The organism is Acinetobacter endophylla, assembly GCF_053543775.1.
In genome coordinates, this window is sequence record NZ_JBLVOM010000164.1 from 1 (window position 1) to 360 (window position 360).

Below are 360 nucleotides of genomic sequence, written 5' to 3' on the forward strand. Positions count from 1 at the left end.
ATGCTTCTTGACAATCAAGTACTGGAGGATGCTTTCGAAAGCGTTAAGCTTGGTGAAGGATCCCAGATACAGCTAGTATCACCAGAAGGAACCGTAATAGCCTCCAGCCTCAGGGAAGAAGATGGAGCAGCATCGAAATATTCCTTTATCAAGGAGAGCAAGACCAACAATAGCAGCCAAGAGACAGCCGATAGCGAAGGAAGAGATGTTCTGGCGGTCTATGATTCGATGGAAAGAGCAGACTGGAAGCTGGCCGGAGTGGTTCCGACAAGCGAGCTTGTCAGGGAAGCCCGTCCGATTCTGGCAACGACCTTCATTGCCGCTGCAGCAGCAGCCCTGCTGGCGATTCTGCTGGGTATC

General features: G+C 51.7%; 1 protein-coding gene. It reads left to right on the forward strand.

Annotated features, from left to right (window positions below):
* Window positions 1-360: PDC sensor domain-containing protein (locus ACNPNW_RS06165; RefSeq protein ID WP_448766734.1), on the forward strand; the 360-nt coding region annotated here is incomplete at both ends.